This window comes from Soehngenia saccharolytica DSM 12858 (assembly GCF_059568515.1).
Genome location: NZ_JCANTN010000030.1, coordinates 1 through 22,394 on the forward strand (window position 1 = coordinate 1; position 22,394 = coordinate 22,394).

Sequence of the window (22,394 nt, forward strand, 5' to 3'; positions counted from 1 at the left end):
ACCATAAAAGTATAATTTTGCGATTTTCTAGGTTCTTATGAGCCTATTTTTTTTATCCTGTTTTTTCATAGGCTACTTTACACTATCTTAATTTTTTCCTCCCAAATAAACTTCGATCAATGAACTGTCGTTTCTTAGCTCCTCAGCACTCCCTTCCATGCTGATTTTACCTACTTCTAAAACATAAGCATAATCAGCTATTTTTAATGTTTGCAATGCATTTTGTTCTACTATTAAAACAGTAGTACCATCACTTCGTATTTCTTTGATAATTTGAAATATATTTTTTACAATTAATGGCGCAAGCCCTAGGGATGGCTCATCTAAAAGCAACAACTTTGGACTTCCCATTAAAGCCCTTCCAATTGCAAGCATTTGCTGTTCTCCACCGGACAGTGTCGAAGCGATTTGATTCTTTCTTTCCTTTAAAACTGGAAAATATGAATATACTCTGTCAAAATTATTTTTCAATTCTTTTTTATCCTTGACAGTATATGCACCAGTCATCAAATTCTCTTCCACTGTCAAATCTCTGAACACTTGCCTGCCTTCAGGAGATTGTATTATTCCTTTTGCAGCAATTTTATGAGGAGGTAAATTGGTAATATCTTCTCCGAAAAATTGAACGCTGCCGCTTTTAGCTTCCAATATACCTGATATTTTTCTCAGTGTCGTGGTTTTACCTGCTCCATTTGCGCCAAGAAGTGCCACTATCTGCCCTTCTTTGACAGATATATCTATACCTTTTAGAGCTTCTATGCTTCCATAATTAACTTTTAAATTTTTAATTCCTAAACACTCATTCATCAGTCGTCCTCCTTTCCAAGATAGGCAATTTGGACTTGTTCGTTTTCCTGTATTTCTTTTGGTGTGCCTATTGCTAAAAGCTTCCCAAAATTTATGGCACAAATTCTATCGCATAATCCATTTACAAATTTCATGTCATGCTCAATCAATAGAATTGAGCAGTTTCTCTCATTTTTTATCTCTTTTATGATATTTACTAAAGACATGGTTTCAGAGTCATTTAAACCTGCAGCGGGCTCGTCTAGAATAATAAGTTTTGGATCTAGCATCAATGCTCTAGCTAGCTCTATTTTCTTAAGCACGCCATAAGGCTGCCCAGCTACAAGCATGTCTTTTATAGATAATAGTCCAAAGTGATCAAGTATTTCCTCAGCTCTTTTTTTAATCCTGTCTTCTTCTTCCCTTGTCTTTTTAAGTCTGAAAAATTGATTAAATAGTGACGCTTTAAACTCAATATGTGCACCAACCATTACATTCTCAACAACAGTAAGTTCCCTTATGAGCTCAATGTTTTGAAATGTCCTTACAAGACCTTTCCCAATTAACTCATGAGTTTTTTTCCCGACGAGGTTTTCAACTTCCCCCGTATTTGTTTTAAAGAAGATATTTCCCTCATCAGGCTTGTAGAATTGAGTTATACAATTGAAAACAGTAGTTTTTCCAGCTCCATTTGGGCCAATGAGCCCAAATATTTCTCCTTCATTGATGTCAAAAGATAAATTGTCAACAGCCTTCAAACCGCCAAATGCTATCGAGAGGTTTTCTACTTTTAATAATTTATTTGTCATATTATCCATTGATGTTCTCTCCTCTCTTAAATTGCTTATTGAAATTTCTCTGTATATCGTATCTCATGTTTATCAATCCATTAGGATAGAATAAAATGACTAAAATAATCAACAACCCATTGAATATATATGCAGCACCATCTATGCTTCCAATTATAGGCAATCTCTTTAAAATTAAATCTGGCACTCCAAACACTATAAAAGCACCGAGGATTGTACCTGATATACTCCTTATGCCGCCTATTACAATAACTGCTAGAATATTAAGTGAAAGCATCAATATCCACGCATTTGGATAAGTGTATTTTACAAAGTGCATATACAATACTCCACCTAATGCTGAAAATGCTACTGCGATTGCAAAAGACAACAATCTGTGTCTGTAAATGTTTATTCCCATAGCACTAGCTGCAGCCTCACTGCCTCTCATAGTAGATAGAGCCCTTCCAGTATGGCTGTTAACTAGATTGTGCATCATAACCATGACAAGAACTAGAAAGAACACAATCAATATATAAGTGCCATTTCTATCTAATTGTAAAAATCCCAGAAGTTTAGGGTATTGAGCTTGTTTTCCAGAAAAACCATTTGTTACAAAATCAAATTCAACAAATACTTTTCTCAAGATTTCAGATATGGCAAGTGTAGCTATCGCTAAATAATATCCTTCTATTCTTAACGAAACCAGTCCTGTTAAAACACCAATCAGCATAGGAACGGCAACCGAAATTATTAAAGCCAGTTCAAATGGCAATCCCAAATCTGCTGTAATAAACGCTGTTAGGTAGGTCCCCATTCCCATAAATCCCGCTGTTCCAAGAGATATAAGGCCTGAATAACCCAACAGCAAATTCAACCCCAGAGCAACTATAGAATATATCAATATGCTTGCTACAGTTGTTAAAAGGGAATATTTGACTAAACCTAAGCTGACTAAAAGTGGCAATAATGAAAGAATGATCCCAAATAGTGCATATTGGCTGTAAGGTTTGTGTGTTTTATATAAGTCAGTTAATTTATTATTCATTCTTCTCACCTCTATACTTTCTTTATAACTTTCTTGCCAAATAAGCCAGTAGGTTTAAATAAAATTGTTATCAAAATCAACAAATACAAAATTGAATCGCTCCAGATGGATGAAACATAAAACGATATCAAATTGCTTGCAAAACCTATCAAGTAAGCTGCTATCACAGCTCCGTAAAAAGAAGTAAAACCACCTAATATACACGCCAACAATGCCGTGACTTGCACTGTGTCCATCATAGATAAATTAACACTGTTTGTTGGTGCGAGCATCAATGCGGACAATGTACCTAGCGCTGCTGCAATAGCCCATGAAGCTCTTGTAACAGATGCGGTTGGAATGCCCATCATTCTCGCCACAATATCGTTTGAGGCTGTAGCTCTAACCGAAAGTCCCCATTTAGTTTTTTGAAGGGCAAAAAACAAAATCCCCATCAAAACCAAACCAACTACTATATTGAAAATGGCATTATATGATATGGTTGCTCCGAAAAAGCTGTAGGAACCGTAAACAAATCTTGGAAATTGTAGGGGGTCGGTTCCAAACAGCATTGGAGCTAAACCTAGAAATATCATAATAAGACCTAAAGTTATAATCTGCTTTGAGACAGGATTGACTTTTTGTGCTCTTGAAATTACAAAAAAGTCCACCAACACACCGAGTACTAATGCAAAAACCATTCCAACCAATGCCGCCAATATCGGCGATATTCCGGTTCTAATCAGTACAATTGTAGCTAGAAATGCACTAAACATACTGATTGAACCTTGTGCAAAATTTGTTGTAACAGATGTTCTAAAGATGAGTATTATACCCAAAGCTGCTAGAGCGTATATTCCTCCTGTTTCTAAGCTGTTGAGCAATATTTGTACGAATATGTCCACTAATTCTCACCTCTTCAAACTATTTTTATTACTTCGCTAGCTGTACTTATAAATCCAAGTACATTGGAAGCAAATTCTTCTGGTTTTTCATACATACTAGCATGCCCACTTTCCTTTATCATCACCCATTTTGAATTTGCTATTTTTTCATGTATTAGCTTTTGATACCTTACTGGCGTTGTGATGTCGTATTCTGCACTAATAATTAGCGTAGGCATTTTTATCTTTTCTATTTCCTCTCTTATATCTAGATTCTCTGCACTGTCAACAAGTCTGATGTAGGCTTCATACCAAGCTTCGTCAAATACAGATACAAACAAATCCTCTCTTTTTTTGAGCCATTCAATATTTTCTTCATAGAACTCAACCGAATAAATAAATGGCATAGTAGCTTTAAAAAATGCTCTACCATCATGATTTTTCGCAGCGTAATTCCAGCATTTTCCTACATCTCTAAGTAGTTGTGTCGTATAGCTTGTCGTGTTTGCCAATATAAGAGAAGATATATTCTCTGGATACTTTAGGGCAAAATTTAAAGCGACCTCCCCTCCATATGACACTCCAACTAGATTAACTCTATCTAACCCCAACTCGTCAATTACGCCTTTTACTATATCGGCTTGGAGCTCTTGAGAGTAAGCTTCATTCGCTTTTTGTGATTTCCCTTGATCTAGAAAATCAATTAAAACCAATTTGTTGTTCTTGCTAAAAACATCTATGAAGCTATTCCAGCTTGAAGTAGACATCATTATTCCATTTAACAGTACTATTGCCTCTCCTTTCCCATAAGCCTCATAATATATATCGTATCCTTTTATTTTTACACTTGGCATGATTAGCCTCCTTCTCTACCAAATCATAAATTCGTCTGCTTGTCTTTGTAGTTCTTCTCTAAAATCAGGATGAGCAATATTTATCAAAGCTTTTACTCTCTCTCTAATTGATGTTCCTCTTAGCGAAGCTACACCATACTCTGTGACTACATAATCCACATCATTTCTCGAAAGTGAAACTGCAGCGCCTTTAGTTAATGCTGGAACAATCTTAGAAATGGTCTTCCTTTCATCTGAACCATCAACTCTTACATTAGCAGTTGAATAAAGTGCTATGATTGATTTTCCTCCAACTGAATTTTGAGCTCCGATTGCAGTGTCAGCCTGTCCACCAGTTCCACTAAACTGAGTATGTCCTATAGATTCAGATGCACATTGACCGGTTAAATCTATCTCTATTGTGGTGTTAATAGAAACCATTTTATAGTTTTGTCCTATAATATATGGATCATTAACCCAAGATCCTCTCATTACATTTACTCCAGGGTTATCGTCAACAAAGTCGTATAATTTTTTTGTTCCCAATACGAAAGTAGTAACCATTTTCCCCGGCATTAAAGTCTTGTATCGTCCAGTAATTACTCCCGCATTGTATAAATCAACCATGCCATCTGTAAGCATCTCGGTGTGAATTCCAAGGTCTTTTTTATGCATTAGTTCTTTTGCTACTGCATTTGGTATACCGCCAATCCCTAATTGTATAGTCGACCCGTCATCAATCAGATCTGCTATATATCTTCCAATAATTTTATCCTTCTCAGAAGGTTCTACTATTTCCAATTCAGGAACAGGATAATCAGCTTCTATTACATAATCTATGTCATTTATATGAATTACTGAATCGCCAAAAGTCCTTGGCATCTGTGGGTTTATCTCAATAATTACAATGTCACTCGCCTCAATCATTTCTCTCTCATAAGTTGTGCTCAAAGAAAGCGATACATAGCCATGTTTGTCCATAGGAGCTCCTGTGCCTAAAAAAATGTTTGGTTTCCTATGGAATATTCTCTTTTTCGCTGCTAAATGCAAATGGTTTGGAATAAAAGAAACATTCCCGTTCTTATGGGCTTTTCTAGTAGCTGGAGTGAAAAACCATCCATCCATGGTGAAACTTTCTTTGTATTCTGGATTCATGAAATACTCATAATCCCCTAGAGGCAAGCATGTAGAAACATTTACATTCTTTACTCTATCTGCAATTTTGTGAAGGTTTGATAAAAATTCTCTAGGTTCAGCAGCGGCTAATGCCGAAACTAAATTGTAATCCGATTTAACTAAACTTAAAGCGTCTTCTACCGACAGTAATTTACTCTTGTATATCTTTTCAAAATCCATTTCTAGTCCTCCCATTCGCCCCATTTAATAACATTTGCTGCCCATGCATATCCAATCCCTGCTGCAATCATTGATATTACTGTACCATCTTTAATCTTACCTTGCTCTAGGCCCAATTGAAGTGAAAGTATTTGATCAATCTGCCCAATATGTCCATAATGTGATAAATATATGGTTTGATCTTCTGAAAGCTCAAGATGTTCTAACATAGCTTTGTGTTGTGAGTATTTAAAATGCAATACAGCTAAATATCCTAACTCGTCTTTACTTATGTTAGATTTTTCAAAGGCTCTATCTATGCAATAGTACCAGTTCTTTAATGAAACTTCATTTAATCTATCTTTCATGTGCTTTGCATCAAATAATCTAAGTGACTTATATGCAACATCTACATTTTCTCTTGTTATTGGCTTTTCAGTGCCACCATATTCGACTCCTGCATCTCTTGCCATTGAACCATCAGTGACTATGTGTGTGCCTAATAAAACATTTCGATTTAAATTTTTCTTTAAAATGATCGCTCCACCGCCAGCAGCTAAGTTGTACATCATAGACATATCTTTATCTGTATAATCTACAAAATCTCCGTTTCTATAGCCACCAACTATCATAACTGTGTTTATTTCATCATCTGCAATCATCATATCTTTTGCTATCTTCATTGCAGAAACTGTCGAACAGCATCTCTGCTGAACATCTATTGCCCAAGCATTTTCTGCCCCTATCTTCTCTTGAATGTATATACCTGATGTTGTCAACGGATATTCTTTCCATTCCTCCCCTATACAAAGAATTAAATCTATTTCTTTTGGATCTAAGCCAGTCCTTTGCAGAGCATCTAAAGCCGCTTTAACTCCCATCTCTTGAGTGCCATCTTCTTTACTAGGTATTGGCTTTTCAATTATCCCAAGTTTTTCAATTATCGCTTGTTCTGTCCACAAACCTTTTGTAGCCTCTGATATTTCTTTTGCTGTCATCCTGTTTTTAGGAATATATATTCCTGTTCCTAAAATTCCTACATTTATGTCATTATTTGCCACTTAAAACCCTCCCTTATGCCAAAAATTCTAATAACACTTTCATAAATCTATCTAGATCATCTTCCATCGGTGCATGCCCACCGTTAGGTAATAATGCTAATTTAGCATTTTCTCCTATCGCATTAGCCATTTCTATTCCCATTTCTTTTGGAACTACTAAATCGTTTTCTCCTTGCATTACTAAGACAGGTTGAGTTATTTTGTCAACCTCTCCACTCCCTTGTTCAGCTCCATTGTGCTCATGAGAAATATTAAAGTGAACTAAAGAATAATCTATATCTACTAAATTTCTCTGCATTAAAATTTCATCTAGATATCGTTGATATCTTTCTTCTTCAGGTTTTTTAAATGTATATATTGTGTTATCCCAAACGAATTTAATGAAGTCCTTGTTTTTGTCTTCATAAGCCCTTAGTATTGGCAGTACTTGAACTGGATCTTTTTCAATTTCTTCTTTTGTGGTCAAGAACTGGCCTATTATAGGTTGATTATTTTCATCTTTTTTAAATATTGGGTATCCTTTAATCCCAACTGATTCAACTAATGCAATTTTTTCAACCATTGCTGGGTAGTCTATTGCAAAGTACATTGCAACACCACCACCAGTTGACCAAGCGACTATAGAAAATTTATCTAGTTTTAATTCATCACAAAAAAGTTTTATATCATTTGATAAATCTCTTAAGGAATCAAACCTGTTGTTGTAGCTTGACGCACCAAAGCCTCTCATATCCATTGCATACGCAGTATAATCTTCTGGTAATTTCTCCATCACTGTGTCCCAATGCATTGAAGACGACATATTCCCATGAATCAGAAGTAAAACCTTTTCCCCATTTCCATGCTTTCTATAAGCTAAAGTTTCTCCATTAGGTAAATCGATTTTTTTCAACATGATATCCCTCCTAAATTTAAATAATGCAATTAATATGCCAATCAACTTTTTACATTATATTGTCAACCTGTTCTTTTAACTTCGCTAGTCTTTCTGTAATAAATTCAGTGGTATTGACAATATATTTATTTGAATTTATCTGTTGATCTAAAAGCGTCTCAAAAGCGGATGAAAGTTTTATTATCTCTTCTATGCCTAAACTTAGATCAACTATTTCCGAATTGATGTTAATAAATTCATATCCCTCATCAATCGATATGTTTGAATTTTTAACTTTGCTTTGATATATATCTAGTAGTTTTAAATATGATTCAAATAATTCTAGTCTCTTATTCACTTCAATACTAATCGTAGAAAATTTCTTGTTTAGTTCATTCAATTCAATCGCGTTGTTGAGCACTTGATTTGATAAATCCTTGAAGTTAATAAATGAATCAAGCAAATTATCTGTCAGAGCATTTACCATTTCATTGTGTTTGTAATTTTGTGAAAAAGATATCGCTCCGATTATAGTGCCACTTTCATCCCTCACTGGAATTGCAACTGCATAATATGTCAATCTTCCATTGTCAAAATCTACTTTTCGTTCAATCTTTTCGCCTATTTTAATGCACTCATAAGCACATGTGTTTTGAATGTGGCTGTCTCCCGCTTGCAATTTGTGATCAAGATTTATAGCAGGAATATATAGAAGGCACTTATCTAAATCGCATATAGATACAGCAACTTTCTTATGGGTTAATTCACTATATATTGGCGCAGACTGTATTAAGCAATCTAGAATGTTCGTAATATCACCTCCTATTGTAAATATATAATGCAACTTCTATGCCAATAAAATTCAATTAAAAAACAATGTTAATATTCTAAAAAATAGTAATTCTGCAATAATAAAAATGTACTGTTTTTGAACATGTTCAAAAATAGTACATTTTTTCTTAACCCAATCCATATTTTTCTATTTTTTGATATAAGCTAGTTCTGCTTATATTCAATATTTTAGCTGTTTTTAATTTATTCCCATTAGTATAATCCAAACAACTTTGTATTGCTTCTCTTTCAGTTTGTTCCACTAAATTTTGAAGAGAATCAATTGCGTTAGGATTGATTTTTCGCTTGTTTTGCGTTATATAAAGTGGCAGGTGTATTGGCAGTATCGTGTCTGTCTCAGTTAAATTAATTGCCCTTTCTAAAACATTTTCTAACTCTCTTACATTTCCCGGCCAGCTGTAAGTTTTCAATAGTTCCAAAGCTTTTTTTGATATTTTGGGCACATATATGCCTAATTGGTTTGAAAGCTTCTCCATTAATTTCGCAGTAAGCTCTTCAATGTCTTCAACGCGCTCTCTCAATGGTGGTATCTCAATAGTCATTACATTTAGCCTGTAATAAAGGTCTTCCCTAAATTTCCCTTCTGAGATAAGCTTCTGCAAGTCTTTATTTGTGGCGGCGATTACTCTTAAATCAATCTTTACTGTTCTATTTCCACCTACTCTTTCAAATTCTCTCTCTTGCAGTACTCTTAAAAGTTTTGCCTGCATTTTTAAAGGCATATCGCCAATTTCATCTAAAAATATGCTCCCGCCATTTGCAAGCTCAAATTTGCCGATCTTGCCACCTTTTTTTGCCCCAGTAAATGCTCCTTCTTCGTATCCAAAGAGCTCAGACTCCAGCAATTCGCTTGGAATTGCAGCGCAATTTACTTTTACAAAAGGCATGTGGCTTCTTGCGCTGTCGTTGTGTATAGCATGGGCAAAGAGCTCTTTTCCTGTGCCGCTCTCTCCCAGTATAAGCACATTTGAAATCGACTGGGCAGCTCTTTTGGCTATGAATTTTGTTTGGCTCATCTTCTCGCTATTGCCTATTATAGTGTCCCATGAGTATTTTGCCCCATATACCTCTTTAAGTTGATTCTTGTACAAATGCACTTCAGTTTCCAACAACTTATTCTTTTCTATAATGTCCTTGAATTGCTCCAAATCTTCGAACAATACCATGCCAACGGCATATTTTACTTCTCCTTGTTCATCTAAAACTACTATTCTATGAACTATGGCAGTCCTGCCATTCCCAAATTTATGTTTCCATGCAATCTCAGATTTTTTACTCTTAAGCACAAATGGGAATCTAGTATTCTTGTCGATTTCAGCAACTGGTTTCCCAATGATGTAGTCCTTTGAAAATCCCAAAAAATCAGCAAATACTTGATTTATCATCCTGACTTTAGAATCTTTGTCAATCAAAATTAAAGGAACTGGCAAAGGATCAAATATTTTGTGTAGCATATCGACAAGATATTCGGTCAATACGGTGTCATGATCTATTTCTACTAAATTGTCCAATTTTTGAACACTTTCTGTATTTTTAGTGCTAATTCCTCCATTATTAAATGAAGCCATTGTTACTCCTCCAAAAATGAATTTGTATTTATATTAGCACATAAGTATAAAAAAAGAAAGCTGATGAAAATCATCAGCTTAAAGTACTACTCCTCCTGTAACTTCAAGGCAAGCGCCTGTTATAAAAGAGGCTTCATCAGATGCTAAGAAAGCATACGCATTTGCTATCTCTTCTGGTTCACCAAGTCTACCTAGCGGTGCTTTGCCTTTCATCATTTCTACTACATTTTCAGGCATTTTAGCTACCATTGGTGTTGCAATAAATCCAGGGGCAACAGCATTGGCTCTAACTCCCTTTTTACCCAATTCTTTTGCCCAAGTTTTGGTCATTCCAATTACTCCCCATTTTGTTGCAGCATAGTTAGTTTGTCCAAAATTTCCGTATAGTCCTACCACGCTAGAAGCGCTCAAAATAACTCCACTGCCTTGATTTACCATTACTCTAGCAGCAGCCTGCCCACATAGAAATACTCCTTTTAAGTTTACATCTATGACTTTATCCCATTGTTCTTCAGTCATTTTCAAAAGAGTTGAATCCATTGTAATGCCTGCATTATTTACTATACAATCAAGTCTGCCATATTTTTGAACAGTTTTTTCTACCATGTTGTTAACGCTTGCAGAGTCTGTAACATCAACTACTATGCTCATTACATCTCCACCAATTTCCTTTAAAAACTCTTCAGTCTCTAACAATTCCTTTTCATTGATGTCAGCTATTACTACTTTTGCCCCTTCTTCGACAAATTTTTTAGCTGTAGCTTCGCCAATTCCTCTTGCTCCGCCTGTGATTATTGCCACCTTGTCTTTTAATCTCATGATTACCCTCCTTATATAATTACTATCTACAGTAATTATATAAGCAAGATTCGTGCCAAAGAAAACTATTCTATTAAAGAAATAATATCTTTTAGTTTTTCAGATCTATTGTTAAGCTCTGAAACTAGACTATTTATCTCTTTTGTTATTTCGCCTTCTTCTAAAGAAATTTTTGTGATTTCATCAAATAACTCATTTAGACTATTTATAGCATCACTTAATTCTTTAGTTGTAATATTTACATCTTTGACATATTTCTTTATAACCTCTGAAAAGCTTCTTATTTCTTGAGCTATTACTCCAAATCCTCTGCCCTCATTGCCAAATCTAGAAGCTTCAATTGCAGCATTTATGCCTAGAATATTTGTGTTCTGTGAAATAGATTTTATAAATTCTAAAGTTTTCATAGTGTCTTGTAATTTTGAATTTGATTCTTTTATTACATTTGCTAAGCTGTTGTCTAAATTATCTAATTCTGTAGAGTTAATGTTGATTGTCTCTGTAATAGATTTTAATTTTTCAATACTTCTATATAAATCTTTCGATAAATTTATCATTTCATCTTGAGTTTGAGTATTTTCAGTAAATGTTACAGAGCCAATTATTTCGTCATCATCATTAAAAATGGGAATCGCTATGGCTATATAAGGAAATCCAAATACAGAAGAATCAACTCTCCTAACTATTTTTTCTCTTTTTTTAATGCAATCATATGATGCAGAATTTAAAACATGCTCTGAACCAACTTTAAGCTTGTGATCATGAGTTTTCCCAGGAACATATGCTAAACATTTTTCAAGATCGCAAACAGATACAGAAAAATCTGTATTTGTAAGTTCATTAATATATGGTGCTACTTTTACAAATGCTTCTAACAAATCCATTTCCTACCTCCAAATATAACTTAATTATGCTAATATCATAAGCAAGATTCGTGCCAATGGATTATAATCTCTCACCACATCTTGGACAATATATAAAATCTTCTTCTGCTAAGTAGCCACAATTTCTGCACATTTTTTCTCTTTTCCCAAGACAGTGCAAGTCTATCTTATCTAAATCTATATGAGATATTTCTCTTCTCTTAATTTTTTGACCTAAATCACTATCTATCTCTGCTATTGCATCGCAGCAGTTCATCTTCACAAAATATTTTTTATTCCATTTAAAAATAGGAATGAAAAATAAGAAAAAGTAGCTGTAAGTTAAAAACACTTCGATGTGTCCATATTTATTACAACACTTGCATACAACTAATTCATCATAATCTAACTTCTTCTCTTTTTGACTAATTCCTAAGATAAAAAACATATTATCACCATAAAGATCATAGTTTTTGATGTATAGCTCTTTCTCCTCCGATAAGTTTAGGTCTAGTCCTTATCATGCTCAAATGAGCTTTTCCTATCTCTTTAATTTCGCTCCTTACTACAACTCCTACAGGTTTTAAATGCATCCCAATGAACACATCTCCTATATCTATACCTGCACTCACTTTTACATTTTCTACAACTACTGGCTTTTCAAATATTTCCATTGCTGCTGTAGCAAACCCTCCACCCGCATGCAAAATTGGAATAACATTGACTATCTCTAAATTCATCATTTTAGCATATTCCTCTTCAACAACAAGAGCTCTATTTATGTGTTCACAACCTTGAACTACAGGATAGAGATTATCCTTTTTTACTTCTTCAACAAAAACACTTATAACTGCTCTAGCAATATCTAAGTTTGAATTTGATCCAAGCTTTTCTCCTATTATCTCACTAGTAGAACCACCAATAATGACTGCCTCTTTCTCATTTAATTTCGCTGCATCTAAAAGTTGTCTTGTGACAGTTCTTACGTCTTCTTTGATTTTAATTAAATCCATATAAACCCCTCCTATACATCAAAATCCATTCTAAGTAAAATATCCCCATTAATATCGATTTTTAACTTTAAATCTGGATAAATATCTCTTAAGACAATCATATCATATTTATTCAAAAATCGTGAAAGGTTATCTTCATATTTTATGATTGCTTTCCCCTTTGTACTTAAAAATGCAATAGATTTATATTTAGGCTTGATTGAGCTATCATTTTTAGTAATAAAAAAAGTTTCCATATAATCACCTGCCTTTCTTAATATTATAATTTATTTATTGCAAAATATAAGCCCATTAAGAATTTTCATCTTAATAGGCCTATATTTTTAGTGTGTTTTACCGTCACTGATTTTTATATCATTTTGTGTTTCAACTGTTGTTTTTATAGCAACTGTAAGTGCTGTGACAATGTCATTTATATTCATACTTGGAGTTGATCTTTTATCCACCGCTTGTTCAGGTAAATATGGAACGTGTATAAATCCTCCTCTAATATTTTTATACTTTTTGTCAATCAGATAAAGCAGCCCATACATGATGTGATTGCAAACATAAGTTCCTGCAGTGTTTGAAACGCTAGCTGGTATCTTTTCATTTCTTATGTTCGAAACTATTGATTTTATAGGTAGTGATGAAAAATATGCATTTTCACCATCTTCAAATATTGTTTCATCAATAGGCTTATTCCCTTCATTATCTTCTATTGAGGCATCACTTATATTTATGGCAACTCTTTCAACTGTCATATCAAATCTCCCACCAGCTTGACCTACACAAATAACTACATCAGGTTTTTCTTCCTCTATCTTCTTATCAAGTATTTCAATCGACTTTCTAAAAACAGTTGGTATTTCAACTTTAATAACTTGAGCTCCTGCAATTTTATCCTCTAATCTCTTAACCGCTTCAAAAGCGGGGTTTACTTTTTCTCCTCCAAATGGATCAAATCCTGTAATTAAAACTTTCATTTTTATCCTCCTATCTTCTAAAAAGCCAATGTGTGATTTTTCATTTTTTCTTGTTTATTTCAATCAAACAATTCCTCATACATATAATAATATAATATTTTATAAAAGTTTAAATAAAAAATATAAATTGTAAATTTAAATCTACATTTACATAGTATTCTTCTCCTCTTTTAAAACTATTCACATTCTTCCCATTTTGATCGTATAACCTTATTGGTTCTTCTACTTTCATATCTGAGCCAACTACTTTAAGTTTTATAACAGTGAAAAACCAGCCAGATATGTTGAAGTCATGTTGTCCATCTTCCCCAGGTAGAGTCTTTTTTGATGTGGTTACCCATTGACCATATTCGGAATAATTGATGTGTTTTGCCCCAGGGAGCTTATAATCGTCTGCTACGTTTAAAAATATTAGCTTGTACCCCGGAATATCCACTGGTTCTTTCCCGATTATATCCTTTGTGGTATAAGTCTTGAAATACCTACTTTTTTCTTCTCTATCCCAAGTGTATATCTGCCAGTCCCATGCGAGTATCTTCTTACCACTTCCAACTACACTCTTGTCATATAACTCTATTGTGTCCCCTACATTGATAGTTGCCTTTGTTTCTATGTCGTGCATGGTTTGTCCCTTTATCATGCTGTATTCAGCTTGTTTCTTTTCATCTACAAAGATTCTTTCCTTGATGTTTCCAGCACTATCTTTTATGACAAGCTCAAACCTTGGAATTGGAGTATAAAATCTTACTCCATGCTTATCTCTTAATATTTCCAAATACTTGTCATAACTTATTGGGTCTGGTTCTTCAGCATAGACTTTTTCGACACCCCCAACGTAAAAAAACAATACAAATGCTAATGATAAAAAAAACATTAAAGCAACAATATTTTTCTTTTTAATTACATTAATCATAAACACCTCCTTAATTATTTTAACCCTGCATAAAAAATAAATTCTCAGGGTTAATCTATGTATATATACGCAAATGAATAAAATTTTATACATTTAGATATAAAAAAAACACCCTTAAGGAAATCCCTTAAAGGTGCATTTTTTACCATTCATCAAATGGTATTAGATTCATTTCAGCATCATCTGCAAACAATTTATCAACATCTTCTCTTATTCTCACTTTATGAATATATGTTTTTGTGTAGTTATTTGCAGTAAAGTCTATTTGGAATACCAAAACATCTCCTTCTTTTGGAAGCACTACTTTTTCATTAGTTGTACTATTTACTTTTATAGAGTTTCCGTCCACATCAAGAAAGAAAACAGCTCTCCTTTGAGCATAAAGTTGTTCATAGTCTTGATTAGTATGGCGTTTTGCAATCTCTCGAACAAAATAATCGCCTTTTTCTGCCGTAAGAAAATCATCTATTTTATATTTAATCCAATCAGGATTTCCACCAATCATCTTAGCAGTTACATTAAGTCCCATATTCTTATATTCTTCGAGGTTTGTTAATTCTATTCTAAACCAGCTTCCATAAGTTCCTCTTGTTTGTGGAGGGAAAACAGTTATAAATTTTGGTTCAGGGAATGGGAGTTCTTCTGGGGTAGTATCTGGGTTAGGAGTTTTAATGTCAATTATATTCACATTTACTCCTCTTTGATATTCTATTGTTGCTCCAAGAGTTTCTGATACAAACCTTAAAGGAACATATGTTCTGTCTTTTAATAAAACAGCTTTAGTGTCTACAACTTTACCATCTTGAACATCCATTGGTACTTTTTTACCATTTACAGTCGCCGTGGTATCGCCAATTTTAATGGTTACAGTTGTGTCGTTGTTTTTAATAGTTGCTGTTTGAGTAGGATTATCCCAAGACACATCATAGCCCATATTTTCTGAAATAAATCTGAGTGGAATAATGGTTCTTGAATTTTTGTTAATAAAAGGATAACCGAAGGTGTCATTAAAGATTATTGGTTCTCCATCTATGGTTACCACGAAATCATTGTTTTTTTGAGGTAATTCATAGGGGAATGTTTGAAATTTGATACCGTTTTGCGTTGGTTGTGATGCTGTTATTGATGTTGATAGTATCATGATGAGTACCAATGATAATACAATAATTTTCTTTCTCATAATCTCCTCCTAATTATTTGGTAATATACATCATTATATACTATTTATCGTTTTGTTCCAATATTTTTTAAGCTTATTTGTTTTTATAAACGGAGGAAATATTTTTTTTAGTTTTTTATTTAACCTTTAAGAATTTTCCCTATTCCCTTTAAATAGTTTTTATTTAAGAAATTAACCAACCCGTCAATTCTATTGATAGATATTGCGCCGCCACTAAAACTAGCTAATGTTCTCAATGGCATTTGGTATATCATTGCGCTTATCATATTGCTCATTGTATTTTCTTCGTCAATAGACATTTTTGAAACCTGTTTTTCTACAACTCCAACTATTCTTTTCCCTATAAAAGTATCTTTTATCTCTCCCAAAGTTGTATTTCTTGTATAAGGTTTTGTAGCAATTGGTCTTGGAATAGGTCTTCCAAGTAATTTTTCAAAGTCGCTTTCGTTGAATATATAATTTGGAGTGATATCTTTATATTCTTTGAGTCCATCATCAAAAACTTCATCATCACTTTCAATGTATATCTCTGTTTTTAATCTTATATCTCTTGATGAGCTTCCTATATGAAGAATATATCTACCTGATTCTACTTTAAACTTGCCATTTTGAAAGACATATAAATCGGTTACTTTAATATTCAAAATCGTATGTTTTAAATCTCCTGGTTTTAATTCTATTTTTGCATAGGCTTTTAATTCTTTCTTTGGTCTATATACTTTTGAGTCAATTTTTTCTACATACAATTGGCATATTTCTTTACCTGTTCTATCCCCGCTATTTTTGAGATCAAAAGCTACATTTATTGTATCACCTTTTTTATATGTCGGCTTATCTGTACTTAAAGCACTGTATTCAAATTTCGTGTATGATAAACCATGTCCAAATGGAAACAATACCTCTGTTCCGAAACTATCGTGTGCACGATATCCTACATATAATCCTTCTCGATACTGCACTTGCCTTGGCTCTCCAGGGAAAAAGTGACTTGAAGGTACAGATCCTAAAGATAACGGAAAAGTTTCTGCTAATTTCCCTGAAGGGTTTACATCTCCAAATATAATCTCAGCGATTGCTTCTCCTGAGGCTTGACCTGATAAGTATTGCTCGACAATTCCGTCTACATCGTTTATCCATGGCATAAGCACAGGAGCTCCATTTGATAGAATCACAACTACATTTTCTTGTACTTTAGATATTTCTTTAATTAAAATATCATGGCTTTCAGGCAGCCTTAAATGTTTTCTATCAAATCCTTCACTTTCGTAAGAATCAGGTAGACCCACCATCAAAACAGCCACATCTGACTTGGAAGCTATTTCTATAGCTTCTTTTAATCTTTCATCATCCACTCTATCATTTCTTAAGTCATAACCATCAGAGTAAACTAAATTATCCCCTAAACGCTTTTGAAATTCTTCAAAAGCAATTGATAATTTAGTAGGATTTATTTGACTACTACCACTCCCTTGATATCTTGGGACTTTTGCAAATTCTCCTATTAATGCTACTTTTTTATCATTGCTTAAAGGTAAAATCGAATTATCGTTTTTGAGCAATACTATAGATTCAGTTGCTACTTTTTTAGCAAATTCATGATGTTTTGCTTTGTCATAAGTTTTAAATTCTTCATTCAAGTTGTTTTGTGATTTTTGAATCAATTTCAGCACATTTAAGACTCTTTCTTCTAACTCCTCCATAGTCAACTGTCCTGACATCAAAGCTTTTTTTACTTCTTCATTATACAGTCCTTTATTCCCTGGCATTTCTAAATCTAGCCCAGCTTTTATTGATGCAACTTTATCATCAACTGCAGTCCAGTCACTGACAACTACTCCATCAAATCCCCAATCATTTCTCAAAATTTCTGTCAAAAGTTCTCTGCTTTCGCCTGTTCTAACTCCATTTATATAATTATATGAGCTCATCACAGTCCATGGTTTAGATTCTCTAACTGCTATCTCAAATCCTTTCAAGTAAAGTTCGTGCAAAGTTCTTTCATCTATTATTGAATCAGATACCATTCTATAGTATTCTTGATTATTTGCTGCGAAATGTTTTAACGAAGTTCCTACATTTTGGGACTGCAAACCACTTATCCATGATTTAGCCATTTTCCCAGATAGAAGTGGATCCTCTGAGTAATATTCAAAATTACGTCCGCATAGTGGATTTCTTTTTAAGTTAACTCCTGGTCCAAGCAAAACAGAAACTTTCTCTGCTTGGCATTCAGCACCTAGATGTTCCCCGACCTGATATATCAGTTCTTCATCCCAAGAACTTGCTAAACAGCTAGCCGTTGGATAACAAGTTGCAGGTACACTTTTGTTTAATCCTAGATTGTCTGCACTATCTTCCTGCTTTCTAAGACCATGAGGTCCATCTGTCATCATTATACTTTGCAAGTTAAATTGTGGAATTTCATATAACTGCCAGAAATTTTTGCCTGATAGTAGATTTAGTTTCTCATCAAGAGTTAATTTTTCTATTATCTTTTTTGCACTCTCCATTAAAAAACCTCCTTACTCCGTTTTTAGTAAATTTTTCTCTTCCATTTCATCAATCATCCTTTGTACTTCACTTTCGCTGAGATCATAGTATTTACCAAAAACAATAAACGCTATAACTAAACCGATTATTGGTACTAAACTCAATGTTATCCATATCCCATTTAAAGCTTCAGCAGTCTGAACCGATGCAGTCCCTTGGTATCCAAAATAAGATATTATTAAGAGGGATAAAGAACTCGATATTGCACTTCCTAGTTTTGTAGAAAATGTTTGAACGCTAAAAATCATTCCAGCATTTCTTTGTCCATACTTATAAGCTCCGTACTCTACACAGTCAGCACTAAACATACCATTCATCATCATTGGTGCAATTAAGCCTATCATCTTCAAGAAATTTAAAATTAAAAAAACAATAACGTTTTCATATCCGACAAAATATTGAATTACACTGAATACAATTGAGGAACCTATCCCCCACATAAAAATTTTTCTTTTCCCAAATTTTCTAATTAACATAGGTGATATCGCAGGAAGAAGTATTATAGGAAGTGCCATAGTGATCATCATAATTGTATTAAATCCTATATCCCCCATATTCCATTTTGCAAAATACGGAGCTATTGTCATCGTAGTAAATGTTGCATTTATAGCTATATAAGCTATATAAAATATTAGCAAATATCTATTCGTACCTACCGCTTTTATCATTTCTTTTAAGCTTATATTTTCTTCTGTCTTATATTTTACTCTCTCTTTAACAAAAAATCTCAAAGGAAACATCAATATGAATGCTATAATCATCAAATAAATTATTGTAGACTGGTATCCTAATCCCGCTATCAATTGTGGAGCAATTATTCCTATTATAAGAGATGCGATTCCTGCAGCAACTCTTCCTATAGATATTATACTGACACGTTCATCTGAATTGTCAGTCATGACAGTTGCTAAAGCAAATATAGGAACATCACTAATAGTATAAAGTATGTCGTAGATTAAATATGAAACACTTGCATAGACCAAGTTAAATGTTGAAGAACCATTAAAATTCCAAAATAATAAAATAGTTATGATTGGCATAAAAATAGTTACTGCATCAACCCATGGTTTGTATTTACCCTTCTTTAAATTCACTTTATCTAATAAACTTCCAATTATGGGATCGTTTACAGCATCCCAAATTCTAGCCACTAAAAATAGTGCAGCCACAGAACCTTCAAATAACCCGACTTCATCCGTTAAAAAAATTGCTAAATATGAAACTACCATGAAATAAATTATGTTCTGACCCACGAACCATGACCCATATGATAGACGTTCAGCTTTTCCAGTTAGATAATTAATTTTTGTCATATTTATCTCCTTTCTTAATATATTTTCATATATTATATCCAGTTTCAAAATATTATGTATTCCATTATGTAACCTTTGCAATACCAATTTATGACTATAAAATAAAAGCTATATAAGTAATGTATATTTTAAAAAATATTACTTATATAGCTTTATTAATTTAACTAATCTGATTTCATGAGGGAGAAGTACAAATGTCTCATCAAATTTATCAGCCAATTCCATTTCTTCATACAATATTTTGGGAACTGAGCGAGATTTCAAATACTCTATTTGAACTAATGATGGATACTTGGGATACCCCATTTCAACCCAAGCATCAAAGCTAGAACCATGTTCTCTATTAACTATATATTGTTCTACTTTGTAATTTCCGCTCAATCCATTTAAATTAATATTAAATTTAGTATTATATTCATCAAAAATCGAATACCTATCCAATAAATTTATTTTAGAAAAATCTAAGTTTTCATATTGAGCATCATAGTGAATATAATTATGGAACATTAAATAGACATCGTCTTTATCTTTTAACACTATATAATTACTATTTTTTTCTAAGATATTACCTTTAAGTTCATGTAGGAGTTTATACGCATTATATGATGCTTTTGGTATCCCATTGTAGGTAAAAAGTCCAAATCCTCCATAAAATAAAGCTTTTTCTATTTCAAATTCATTATTTAAATCCGTTAAAGTCCAATAACCTATTCCCTTGACCTTTTCGAGGTTTTCTAAGTAGTTTTTAACAAGAAAGCTTGACATATATACTGTATCATGAATTAAATCTCTTGATATTGTTGAGCTATTAAATTCTGTAATCCAATACTCTTCCTTTGTAAAATTATGGAGTTTTTGTACTCTATCAATTGATAAAGTGATGTAATCGCTTACTTTATTTTCATCTCCTAATTTTGCTTTGTATTTTACAGCTTCATAATCATTTACATCTATTTTTTCTTTTAATTTTGAGATTTCTGTTATACTTTCAACTAATTCTACTGAATATACATGAAAAGAATAGAAATCCAGTTTTACATCTTTTTCATTTATATATTGATAAAATTTATCTAACCAATCTAAAAATAGCAAGAAGCTCATATTCCCAACTCCTCCTACTTTTAGATCTTTTGAGATGTTTTTAATCGTTTGATAAGTACTAACAAAAAACTCAAAGAATTCCTCTTTGCTACCATCCCAAAATACACCTTCTATTTCAGGTTCATTCCATACTTCAAAGTACCAATCCTTTACTTCATCAATACCATATCTATCAATTATATGTCTTATGAAATTATCAATTAAATCATTCCATTTATTTATATCACTAGGTTTCGATATAGAATCTTTCCACTTAAAAATCGTATTGCCATTTTGCGTTAATTTTGTAGGAATAAATGTTAATTCTATAAAAGGTTTAATATTAAGTTCCATTAAAGAGTCAATCAGCAAATCTAAATCATTGTAATCATAAAAGGTTTTCCCTAAAGAATCTTCATTGTAAATAGATAAAAAATCAGAGAAAATTCCATGGAATCTAATATATTTAAATCCTATATCTTTTTGGACTTTCTCTATAATATCGAGTTGATCTTTTCTCAAACCCTCTACTGAGTATCCAATTGTTATAAGGTTTTCCCATGGTTTTTGTAATGTTGGTAGTTCTACATTTACTTGATTTAAGTCTAATAAAATGTTAACTTCTTTGGTGGCTGTGTCTGCACTAGTAATTATTGGCTTTGAATTATCTAAGTATAAAAATAGCTCAGATAATAGTTCTTCTGTATTAATAGAAAAATAATTTTTAAAATCCATGTAAGATATATCTACTTTATGTTCATTTCTAAACTCATTCGGCGTAATTCCCATACTGTTTTTAAACGCTCTGTAATAGCTCTTTGTATCTGGAAATCCGTTTTTCAATGCTAAATCGACTATTTTTAAATCTGTATACTTCAAATCGTTTATCGATCTTGAAACTCTCAGGTTTTCAATATATTTTTTAATTGGAATGCCTGTGCTCTTTTTAAAGTACTTAGACAAGTATTGACTATTATAATGAAACTTTTCTGCTATCAATTTTATAGTTAAATTTTGATTGTCTATATTGTCTTTTATAAACTCAATTATCTCAAACACTTTTTCAGAGTCATTATTTATACTTGCCGAATTTGTATTATTTCTAACAGCAAAGTTATCAACCAATAGTAATATCAACTCTGTAAATAATAATTCTATTCTCAATTCATAATATTCTCCATGTTTAAGTGTTTGATCCATTATCATTGCTAAAAAGCTCTTTATCCTATCGATGATATCATTGTTGTCTTTATTTATATCTACTTTAAACGTCAAGTTATTTATTCCTTTATGTTTATCTTCAAAATAATCAAGATTAAATTGAAACACTAAAAGCTCACATTTGGGTTCGTCTGAAGATTTGAGTTGATGAATTTCTCTACTATTGATGATAAAAATATCACCTTTAATTAGTTCTGTCACATTGTTATCTATATAAATAGAACATTTGCCTTTTAAAACAAAAATAATTTCCGCCTCATCGTGCCAATGAAATGGAAATTGTTCAAGTGTCTGAGTGAATATTTTTATTGGTATCTTTTCATCTTTATTTATTGGCTCATAGTAGTAGTTCATTTTATTACTCCCAACATTAGTTTGGTAGTGGCAATAAGACACTCCTTTTTTTTATTTAAAACCTTATATTATTAAGGGTTACATCATTTTTATAAAATAAAAAACAATGACCCCC

The 22,394-nt window shown here is 32.7% G+C and carries 21 protein-coding genes; all 21 read right to left on the reverse strand.

Features of this window, described 5'->3' with window-relative positions:
* Positions 1 to 87: 87 nt before the first annotated feature.
* Positions 88 to 807, reverse strand: a complete 720-nt coding sequence (locus tag BO51_RS08055; RefSeq protein WP_496485658.1) for an ABC transporter ATP-binding protein — start codon at positions 805 to 807, stop codon at positions 88 to 90.
* Entirely contained in the window at positions 807 to 1,604 is a 798-nt protein-coding gene (locus BO51_RS08060; RefSeq protein ID WP_496485660.1) for an ABC transporter ATP-binding protein, read from the reverse strand. The genes BO51_RS08055 and BO51_RS08060 overlap by 1 nt, the downstream gene beginning before the upstream one ends.
* Positions 1,597 to 2,622: a branched-chain amino acid ABC transporter permease gene (locus BO51_RS08065; protein ID WP_496485662.1), complete on the reverse strand. Its 1,026-nt coding sequence runs from the start codon at positions 2,620 to 2,622 to the stop codon at positions 1,597 to 1,599. The genes BO51_RS08060 and BO51_RS08065 overlap by 8 nt, the downstream gene beginning before the upstream one ends.
* An 11-nt stretch (positions 2,623 to 2,633) precedes the next feature.
* Positions 2,634 to 3,506 (reverse strand): branched-chain amino acid ABC transporter permease, encoded by an 873-nt coding sequence (locus BO51_RS08070; protein WP_496485664.1) that lies wholly within the window; start codon positions 3,504 to 3,506, stop codon positions 2,634 to 2,636.
* Between the two features lie 14 nt (positions 3,507 to 3,520).
* Positions 3,521 to 4,339, reverse strand: coding sequence for an alpha/beta fold hydrolase (locus tag BO51_RS08075; protein WP_496485666.1), 819 nt, complete (start codon positions 4,337 to 4,339; stop codon positions 3,521 to 3,523).
* A gap of 15 nt (positions 4,340 to 4,354) precedes the next feature.
* Positions 4,355 to 5,674 (reverse strand): acetyl-CoA hydrolase/transferase family protein, encoded by a 1,320-nt coding sequence (locus BO51_RS08080; protein WP_496485668.1) that lies wholly within the window; start codon positions 5,672 to 5,674, stop codon positions 4,355 to 4,357.
* 2 nt (positions 5,675 to 5,676) lie between these two features.
* On the reverse strand, positions 5,677 to 6,714 hold the full coding sequence (locus BO51_RS08085; RefSeq protein ID WP_496485670.1) for a 3-oxoacyl-ACP synthase: 1,038 nt from the start codon (positions 6,712 to 6,714) through the stop codon (positions 5,677 to 5,679).
* Positions 6,715 to 6,727: 13 nt separating this feature from the next.
* The gene (gene phaZ / locus BO51_RS08090) at positions 6,728 to 7,609 is read right to left on the reverse strand and encodes an intracellular short-chain-length polyhydroxyalkanoate depolymerase (RefSeq protein WP_496485672.1); all 882 of its coding nucleotides are present in this window, start codon (positions 7,607 to 7,609) and stop codon (positions 6,728 to 6,730) included.
* Between the two features lie 49 nt (positions 7,610 to 7,658).
* On the reverse strand, positions 7,659 to 8,432 hold the full coding sequence (locus BO51_RS08095; RefSeq protein ID WP_496485674.1) for a hypothetical protein: 774 nt from the start codon (positions 8,430 to 8,432) through the stop codon (positions 7,659 to 7,661).
* Between the two features lie 115 nt (positions 8,433 to 8,547).
* A complete protein-coding gene (locus BO51_RS08100) occupies positions 8,548 to 10,008 on the reverse strand; it encodes a sigma-54 interaction domain-containing protein (protein WP_496485676.1) in 1,461 nt (486 codons plus the stop codon).
* Positions 10,009 to 10,086: 78 nt separating this feature from the next.
* Entirely contained in the window at positions 10,087 to 10,827 is a 741-nt protein-coding gene (fabG, locus tag BO51_RS08105; RefSeq protein WP_496485678.1) for a 3-oxoacyl-ACP reductase FabG, read from the reverse strand.
* A gap of 65 nt (positions 10,828 to 10,892) precedes the next feature.
* Positions 10,893 to 11,711 (reverse strand): methyl-accepting chemotaxis protein, encoded by an 819-nt coding sequence (locus tag BO51_RS08110; protein WP_496485680.1) that lies wholly within the window; start codon positions 11,709 to 11,711, stop codon positions 10,893 to 10,895.
* 61 nt (positions 11,712 to 11,772) lie between these two features.
* Entirely contained in the window at positions 11,773 to 12,138 is a 366-nt protein-coding gene (locus BO51_RS08115; RefSeq protein WP_496485682.1) for a zinc ribbon domain-containing protein, read from the reverse strand.
* Positions 12,139 to 12,154: 16 nt separating this feature from the next.
* Positions 12,155 to 12,703: a TIGR01440 family protein gene (locus BO51_RS08120; RefSeq protein WP_135271190.1), complete on the reverse strand. Its 549-nt coding sequence runs from the start codon at positions 12,701 to 12,703 to the stop codon at positions 12,155 to 12,157.
* A gap of 11 nt (positions 12,704 to 12,714) precedes the next feature.
* Positions 12,715 to 12,939: a hypothetical protein gene (locus BO51_RS08125; RefSeq protein ID WP_496485685.1), complete on the reverse strand. Its 225-nt coding sequence runs from the start codon at positions 12,937 to 12,939 to the stop codon at positions 12,715 to 12,717.
* 87 nt (positions 12,940 to 13,026) lie between these two features.
* Positions 13,027 to 13,668 carry a pyroglutamyl-peptidase I gene (gene pcp, locus BO51_RS08130; protein ID WP_496485686.1) on the reverse strand — a complete coding sequence of 214 codons (642 nt, stop codon included), beginning with the start codon at positions 13,666 to 13,668 and terminating at the stop codon, positions 13,027 to 13,029.
* 109 nt (positions 13,669 to 13,777) lie between these two features.
* A complete protein-coding gene (locus tag BO51_RS08135; protein WP_496485688.1) occupies positions 13,778 to 14,581 on the reverse strand; it encodes a hypothetical protein in 804 nt (267 codons plus the stop codon).
* Between the two features lie 142 nt (positions 14,582 to 14,723).
* A complete protein-coding gene (locus tag BO51_RS08140; RefSeq protein WP_496485690.1) occupies positions 14,724 to 15,761 on the reverse strand; it encodes a copper amine oxidase N-terminal domain-containing protein in 1,038 nt (345 codons plus the stop codon).
* Positions 15,762 to 15,880: 119 nt separating this feature from the next.
* A complete protein-coding gene (locus tag BO51_RS08145; RefSeq protein ID WP_496485692.1) occupies positions 15,881 to 18,271 on the reverse strand; it encodes a glycoside hydrolase family 3 C-terminal domain-containing protein in 2,391 nt (796 codons plus the stop codon).
* A gap of 12 nt (positions 18,272 to 18,283) precedes the next feature.
* Positions 18,284 to 19,624 (reverse strand): MFS transporter, encoded by a 1,341-nt coding sequence (locus BO51_RS08150; RefSeq protein WP_496485694.1) that lies wholly within the window; start codon positions 19,622 to 19,624, stop codon positions 18,284 to 18,286.
* 138 nt (positions 19,625 to 19,762) lie between these two features.
* Positions 19,763 to 22,279: a GH39 family glycosyl hydrolase gene (locus BO51_RS08155; RefSeq protein ID WP_496485696.1), complete on the reverse strand. Its 2,517-nt coding sequence runs from the start codon at positions 22,277 to 22,279 to the stop codon at positions 19,763 to 19,765.
* Between the last annotated feature and the right edge of the window lie 115 nt (positions 22,280 to 22,394).